Annotated in this window: 10 protein-coding genes; 4 read left to right on the forward strand and 6 right to left on the reverse strand. The window is 68.8% G+C overall.

Annotated features, from left to right (window positions below; translation table 11 throughout):
* Positions 1 to 457 precede the first annotated feature (457 nt).
* Positions 458 to 952, reverse strand: coding sequence for a hypothetical protein (locus MLGJGCBP_RS15330; RefSeq protein WP_160096643.1), 495 nt, complete (start codon positions 950 to 952; stop codon positions 458 to 460).
* A 227-nt stretch (positions 953 to 1179) separates the two neighbouring features.
* Between MLGJGCBP_RS15330 and MLGJGCBP_RS15335 the strand changes: the two genes are divergently transcribed.
* The 3 genes from MLGJGCBP_RS15335 to MLGJGCBP_RS15345 all read left to right on the forward strand — a co-directional run bounded on the left by MLGJGCBP_RS15335 (position 1180) and on the right by MLGJGCBP_RS15345 (position 3394).
* Positions 1180 to 1533 (forward strand): hypothetical protein, encoded by a 354-nt coding sequence (locus tag MLGJGCBP_RS15335; protein ID WP_201453074.1) that lies wholly within the window; start codon positions 1180 to 1182, stop codon positions 1531 to 1533.
* Between the two features lie 1403 nt (positions 1534 to 2936).
* Positions 2937 to 3191, forward strand: coding sequence for a hypothetical protein (locus MLGJGCBP_RS15340; RefSeq protein WP_201453075.1), 255 nt, complete (start codon positions 2937 to 2939; stop codon positions 3189 to 3191).
* Positions 3188 to 3394, forward strand: a complete 207-nt coding sequence (locus MLGJGCBP_RS15345) for a hypothetical protein (RefSeq protein WP_160096645.1) — start codon at positions 3188 to 3190, stop codon at positions 3392 to 3394. The genes MLGJGCBP_RS15340 and MLGJGCBP_RS15345 overlap by 4 nt, the downstream gene beginning before the upstream one ends.
* A 130-nt stretch (positions 3395 to 3524) precedes the next feature.
* Here the strand turns inward: MLGJGCBP_RS15345 and MLGJGCBP_RS15350 are convergent, their stop codons facing one another.
* Positions 3525 to 3776, reverse strand: a complete 252-nt coding sequence (locus tag MLGJGCBP_RS15350) for a hypothetical protein (RefSeq protein ID WP_160096647.1) — start codon at positions 3774 to 3776, stop codon at positions 3525 to 3527.
* A 432-nt stretch (positions 3777 to 4208) separates the two neighbouring features.
* The gene (locus MLGJGCBP_RS15355) at positions 4209 to 4493 is read right to left on the reverse strand and encodes a hypothetical protein (RefSeq protein ID WP_160096649.1); all 285 of its coding nucleotides are present in this window, start codon (positions 4491 to 4493) and stop codon (positions 4209 to 4211) included.
* 198 nt (positions 4494 to 4691) lie between these two features.
* On the opposite strand from MLGJGCBP_RS15355, the gene MLGJGCBP_RS15360 reads away from it, so the two are divergent.
* Complete coding sequence (locus MLGJGCBP_RS15360) at positions 4692 to 4865, forward strand: hypothetical protein (RefSeq protein ID WP_160096651.1); 174 nt, start codon at positions 4692 to 4694, stop codon at positions 4863 to 4865.
* Between the two features lie 16 nt (positions 4866 to 4881).
* Here MLGJGCBP_RS15360 and MLGJGCBP_RS53220 read toward each other — a convergent pair whose 3' ends face one another.
* Genes MLGJGCBP_RS53220 through MLGJGCBP_RS15365 form a run of 3 tightly spaced genes read right to left on the reverse strand, consistent with a single transcriptional unit; the run spans position 4882 to position 5460 of the window.
* The gene (locus tag MLGJGCBP_RS53220; RefSeq protein WP_258085251.1) at positions 4882 to 5010 is read right to left on the reverse strand and encodes a hypothetical protein; all 129 of its coding nucleotides are present in this window, start codon (positions 5008 to 5010) and stop codon (positions 4882 to 4884) included.
* 45 nt (positions 5011 to 5055) lie between these two features.
* The gene (locus MLGJGCBP_RS50505) at positions 5056 to 5196 is read right to left on the reverse strand and encodes a hypothetical protein (protein ID WP_201453077.1); all 141 of its coding nucleotides are present in this window, start codon (positions 5194 to 5196) and stop codon (positions 5056 to 5058) included.
* Positions 5197 to 5253: 57 nt separating this feature from the next.
* Entirely contained in the window at positions 5254 to 5460 is a 207-nt protein-coding gene (locus MLGJGCBP_RS15365) for a hypothetical protein (RefSeq protein ID WP_160096652.1), read from the reverse strand.
* Between the last annotated feature and the right edge of the window lie 130 nt (positions 5461 to 5590).

Genomic DNA, 5590 nt, shown 5'->3' on the forward strand with positions numbered 1-5590 from the left:
CCCTCTGCCCGGAACCCATCTGCATCACGGGTGACGGTTGGTGGCCCCGTGGTCGTCATATGCAGAGACGCTCAACAGCTACCCGGCGCCGAGCCCGGTGGTCACCAGATGCCGGCCCCGAAGGCCCAGGAGGAAATGCTGATGCCGTCCCGGAACGGGGGGTAGCGTCCACCACCAGGGGGAGTGTGCCCCGCGCGGCGGGCGCCGCGACCGAAAGGCGTGCACAGTGTGCCCTACCGGAGAGGACCGGACCGCACCACAACCCGGAGCAGATCCGGACGACGATCCGATCCGATGGCCGGACCCCAGCCCCCTCGACCTCTGGTGGCAACGTGTGATGTCCGACAGCCTCCGCCGGCATCGGATACCCGACCCCCCACCGGCACCACACCGGCAACGGCCACCGCACACGCGACCGGCATCCGATCCGCGGGCGGGATAACCCCGTCGCGGGTGGTCAGCGGGGCGGCGGATCCGGAAACGCCGGTGTCCGCGCATCGAGCAGCGCATCCACCCACACCAACGCCGCGACCAAAGTTTCGGCCCGCACCACCGGATCCGGTTCCCGTGCCGCCGCCGCGAGCTGCGCCCGGGCCGCGGGCCGGTCGTCGGCGAGCAACGCATTCACCGACCGCAACACCCGGCCCCCGGAGTCGGGCAACTCGTCCACCCCCAACCGCCGCCCGTGGGTGCTGCGCACCCTGAACTCGAACGACTCCCCCTCCTCCGGGACACCCAACCGGGCGACGACCACCTCGGCGATCGCGCCGACCAGCCACCGCAGCACCCCCGTGTACAACACCCCGGCCGGCGACCCCGGTCCCGGCGCCCGAACCAGCGGCGCCACCTCCACCGACAGCCCCGACATGTCTTTGTCCCCGAGTAACTGCACCAGATGACCGGCCAACCGCGCCTCCGGTTGGGCCACACCACCGACAACGTCCGGCCCCATGTTCACCGCATACCCCGCCGGCGGCGGTCGCACACTGGGCACACCCGCCGGGTGACGAACCAGGACATCCCGGGACGGGATTCGACTACCTCCCACCGACGTGGCCGATCCACGGTGGCCGCGGAGCAGAATGAAGGACGACACCCGGCGACCGTTAGAGAACACACCGAGGGTTCGCGACCGTGGCGATGCCGGGTACCGCGAATCTCACCGGAAGAGCAGCCGTCATGACCACACACAAGAATCACCTCGAGCCCAGCACCGATCACGAATTGATCCGCTGCTGGATCCAGCACCATCACGGGGCGCCGGCGATACTGTCGAACCCCCCGACCCACCCCGAGGCGGCGGCGGCAGTGCTGCGGATCGACTTCACCGGGCTGGGCCCGGGATCGGGTCTCGCGCACATCTCCTGGAACCAGTGGTTCGCCCTGTTGGACGCGCAGGCTCTCGCGTTCCGCTTCCCCGACACCGAGGACAGCTTCGCATTCCAGCTGGTTGACACCCCGCATCGCCGGCCGTGGTTGGGGTTCGCGGCGGACAAGGTGGCGTCGGCGGGAAGGCAATCTCGAACGCGTTGACGCGGGCCAAGCAGGGGTGACGACGCGCCAACAACGAGAAATTGACCATACGGACTCTGACCTTTACGGGGGTCCTCAACACAGATAAGGGGAAGGAAGTTGCCTGACATCTGGACCGAACATCCCGAGATCGTGCGTGATCTGCTTCGTGAGGCGGGATTCACCTGTGGCGTCGAGCCCAGGGTCCTGCCAGGACGAGATCCCGAATGGACTTGCATCTTCGACGGGAGCAACATCGCGGGGGACATCTACATCCATCAACTCGATACAGTTCCGGGCCACGGCACCCTGGCGGCGTGGCCGCTGGCCGTTCTCGGCCTCCTGCTGGTCGTCGTTCTGTGTCAGGCCTGGGCGATCATCAGGTTGAGACGAAGGACGTGTGGGTCCGGGGCGAAGTCTGGCTTCCAAGGCTGAGCCGCGCCCGCAGCCCGCGCGCCGCGGGTGCGGACGCATCGCCGAGTACGCCGTTCTCGGCGATGATGCTGCCGATGGTGATGGTGGACTCGGTGACCCGACGTCGGATGCCTGATTGGGCACGAAGACGCCAACACCGCCCGAGGTCTCCCCCCGGCGCCGGGATCGCGGCGCCGCCGGACTCGGTGCCGCCGCACCAACCCAACCGCGAAATGTGCAGTGGTGAGATACCGGCAGCCACACACAAGCTCGCGTAGGTGTGCCGATGTCCTGATCGAGCAGATCAGTGACGGTTTGCGGCTGGCGTTCGGGCAGATCGCCGGCGCCCCGCACCGCACCGCTACGGCGTCGCCGGGCTCCGGCGGGTGCTGCAGACCGGGATCGGGGCCCTCGTCCCGATCCTCGATCCACCGCCGGACGACAACTGCTCACCTACGAGATCACCACCACGGCGCTCCGCCGCCGCGACACCGGCGACTTTGACGGTGGGCAGATCGCCGACCGCCAATACGAATGGCCATCGCGGATGCGATTTGGCCACGAATTCGAATTCGAACCATACGGTCTCGTCGCCGATGTCATTTCCGGAAACTTTGCGACCTGCGGATTTGTCGCTCGTCTCACCGCATGGCCGCCGCAATCCGCCTCCATTCCCTGGTATTTCTTCCGCCCTCACGATGCGGGGCGCGGGCGGTGCCGAAGCCCCGCTCGGACGGGCGAACGTCACGCCCGTGAGACCCAGATGCCAGGAGTGGTTGGGGCACAGCGGATCCGGGCGGACTGTCCACCGGTGCCGTTCGAGCCACGACCGGATCGGTGACCGTGTGCTCGCGGCCGCGTGGCCTGCCGATGGCCCGGTACCCGGAAACACCGGCACCGGGCACCGGCATCGGTCACAATGGCCTGGCGGAAGCACGCGTTGCCGGGAAACCCGCGGGCAACGTCGAATCCATTCTCGCCGAAGGGAAGTCCGAACCGGAGGAGACCCGATGCCCGTTTCACCCCCCACCTTGTTGCGCCGCGTCCAGGACCGCACCACCGACCTGCGCCGCTGGTTGGATACCGGCGACAACACCGCGGCCCTGACGGCGTATCTGCGCGACGAACCCGTCGACGACCGGTGGCTCACCACCTACCACCGCCTCACCCAGAACCTGCTGACGGCGGTCGACCACGCCTGCCCGCCCCGGGCACCGCACGAAGAGCCGACGCGGGTCGTCGGCCGCCGGCCGGACGGCCGGTGAACGACGAGCAACGCCGGGCGCTCGAGCGGGTCCGCGACACCTGCGCCCTGCTGGACAGTTTCCTGACCACTCACCCGAGCGACCGGCCCCCGGAGCGGGTCCGATCCGCCACCTTCGAGCAACTGACCGACGACCTCCTCGACGCCGTCACCGCGGCGCAGTCCGCCGGTGTCCCCGAACATCGCATCTTCGACAGCATGTGACACCGCCCGGACCGAACCGGTCCCCGACCCGATGGCCTCGATCTCCCGACGGCACCAGAGCCCTGTAGTTCCTCGAACTGATCGGCCTCGACGCCGTAGCGCCGACATGCGGGGCACACGCGACTGTTCATCAGTCCATGTCCGACCGCTGTGCCGCCATCAGGAAGGCCTGATCGCGATGTGGATTCTCTGGATCGGCGCCCTGCTGGTCGTCGGCGGCTCGGCCGGCCTGGTGCAAGGACGCACTGCCCTCGCCCGTGTCCTCTGGGGGCTCGCCGCGATGGCCGTCGTGGGCGTTTTGGTCCGTGGTGTGGACCCGCTCCCCGGCTTTCTTGATCATCTTGCGCGGATTCGACGTCTCGTCGGAGCGACACGCGGACACAATGGATCATCACAGAAAGTGGGCCGGAACCCTCGATCTGGCCCCCACCTTGTCGGGGCTCGAGTTGGCCCCCAAGCCGACCCCTACTCGTGAGGTGTGACGGCTCGAAGTGGCTCCACCCCGAAGCGGTGAGCTGGGCGTTCTGGTTTGGTGGTGTGTCCCGGCCGGACGCCTCGACGTCGATGTCTGTCGGTGCCGGTTTCGATCGTGCCGAATGTCGACGCCGGGTCGGGGGACGCCGAGGAAGGTCCCGAACGCGAGGCGGAAGATCTCGTCGGCGGCGCCCAGATCCGCTCCGGCCAACGGCCCCACCGATTCCGCACGCGCGTTCACGACCGCCGCCCTCCGACCCATGCTCATCGACACCATCGGTTTGTCGGGAAACGGCAGGGGTGTGCGCCGCGATCACTACGGGCCGCGCCCTGGTGGGGGCTACGGGCGGCCGGTGGTGCGGGGTCGGGGTACGAGTTCGAACCAGGCGCTGATCCCACCCGGTAGGTGCGGATCCGGATAACTGAGGGCCAGGCCCTGCCGGTCGAAGGCGGCGAACCATTCCGTCCAGGAGAGGTGTTCGAGACCCGAGTCGACTCCGTGCACGTCGATTCGGAGCACGTCGCCGCCGGTGGTGTGGGGGACCCGGGCGGGGGCGCCGTGATGGGCCTGGGTCCACCGACGGATTTCCTCGTGGTCGGTGGTGAGGTGCGTGTGTGTGGTCATGAGATCGATCCTGCTGTGTCGCTACGTCGGTGTCACCGCCGCTCGCTCGGTCGCCGGGTGCGGGTGAGGTGATCGTCAGGCGATCGACACCGCGCGGCGCGGCGGCCCAGGTGTGAGACTGGCGCGGGGCACTGCCCGCATACCCACTGCGGCCGGGTTCAATCAAGGCGGTATCACGCGCCTTGGAGGGAGGGGACAGTGATCCTGATCCGCCACGGCGACGGTGCGCGCGAGGGCTTGGCCGAGACGCTGTGCGCGAAGGATTCCCCGTACATGGCGGCGGCGACATCGTGCCGACGAGCCCCTACCACCCTGCCCACAACCCTTGGCGACAAGCTGCACGATTCGACGCCGCTGCCCGCGGCCGGGTGACCGCCCCATGTCGGTGTCAGCCGTTCGGGTGGAAGGGTGCTCCGCGGGTGCGGCGTGTCCCGGTCCGCCCGAGAACGGCCTGCAGGACGGCGGTGCCGCCGACGGCTCCGGCGAGCAACAGCAGCAACTGCGCCTTGTTGTTCATGTCGGTGTCCTTTCGGGTATGCCGATGGGGGTCGGTTGCGGGGGTTCAGCGCGTGGGGTGCTGCGGGTCGTCGCGATCGTCGGCGAGCATCGCCTCGATGCGGGCCCTGATCTCCTCGGTGCTGATCGACCCGCCACGGGATGCGGTGCGGGGATTGGTTATTGCCTCGGTCGTCGTGATGCGCATGTATCGGAGTCCTGTCGGCAGGTCGATGAATGCGATTGCGCCGGAGAAGGGTTGCGGTCAGATCATCACGGTCGCCGCGGCGACGGCGGTGAGGGTCGTGAACGCGGTCAGGGCGCCGATGGTCGCCGACCCGGTCACCAGCACCGCCGGGGCGGCCGCCGATGCCGCGGCCGCACATCCGATCGTCGCCCCGGTGCGCAGCCGCGAGATCGGTCGCTCTTCCGGGTGGGCGGTGCGGGTGCAGCCGGGGGCGGTGATGGTCACGGGGAGGGTCCTTTCTCGCGGCGCGGGTGGCGGTTCGGCGGATGTGTGGGGTCGGGGGTGGGTTCTACAGTCCGACGACGCGTTCGAGGGCGTCGAGGATGGTGTCGAGGAGGGCGAGGAGCGGCGTCAA

The sequence above is a fragment of the Rhodococcus sp. T7 genome (genome assembly GCF_009872365.1).
GTDB lineage: Bacteria > Actinomycetota > Actinomycetes > Mycobacteriales > Mycobacteriaceae > Rhodococcus_F.

Coding starts and splice junctions, on each gene's coding strand:
- MLGJGCBP_RS15330 (WP_160096643.1), bottom strand. CDS start 952: ATGGGGCCGGACGTTGTCGGTGGTGTGGCCCAACCGGAGGCGCGGTTG.
- MLGJGCBP_RS15335 (WP_201453074.1), top strand. CDS start 1,180: ATGACCACACACAAGAATCACCTCGAGCCCAGCACCGATCACGAATTG.
- MLGJGCBP_RS15340 (WP_201453075.1), top strand. CDS start 2,937: ATGCCCGTTTCACCCCCCACCTTGTTGCGCCGCGTCCAGGACCGCACC.
- MLGJGCBP_RS15355 (WP_160096649.1), bottom strand. CDS start 4,493: ATGACCACACACACGCACCTCACCACCGACCACGAGGAAATCCGTCGG.
- MLGJGCBP_RS53220 (WP_258085251.1), bottom strand. CDS start 5,010: ATGAACAACAAGGCGCAGTTGCTGCTGTTGCTCGCCGGAGCCGTCGGC.
- MLGJGCBP_RS50505 (WP_201453077.1), bottom strand. CDS start 5,196: ATGCGCATCACGACGACCGAGGCAATAACCAATCCCCGCACCGCATCC.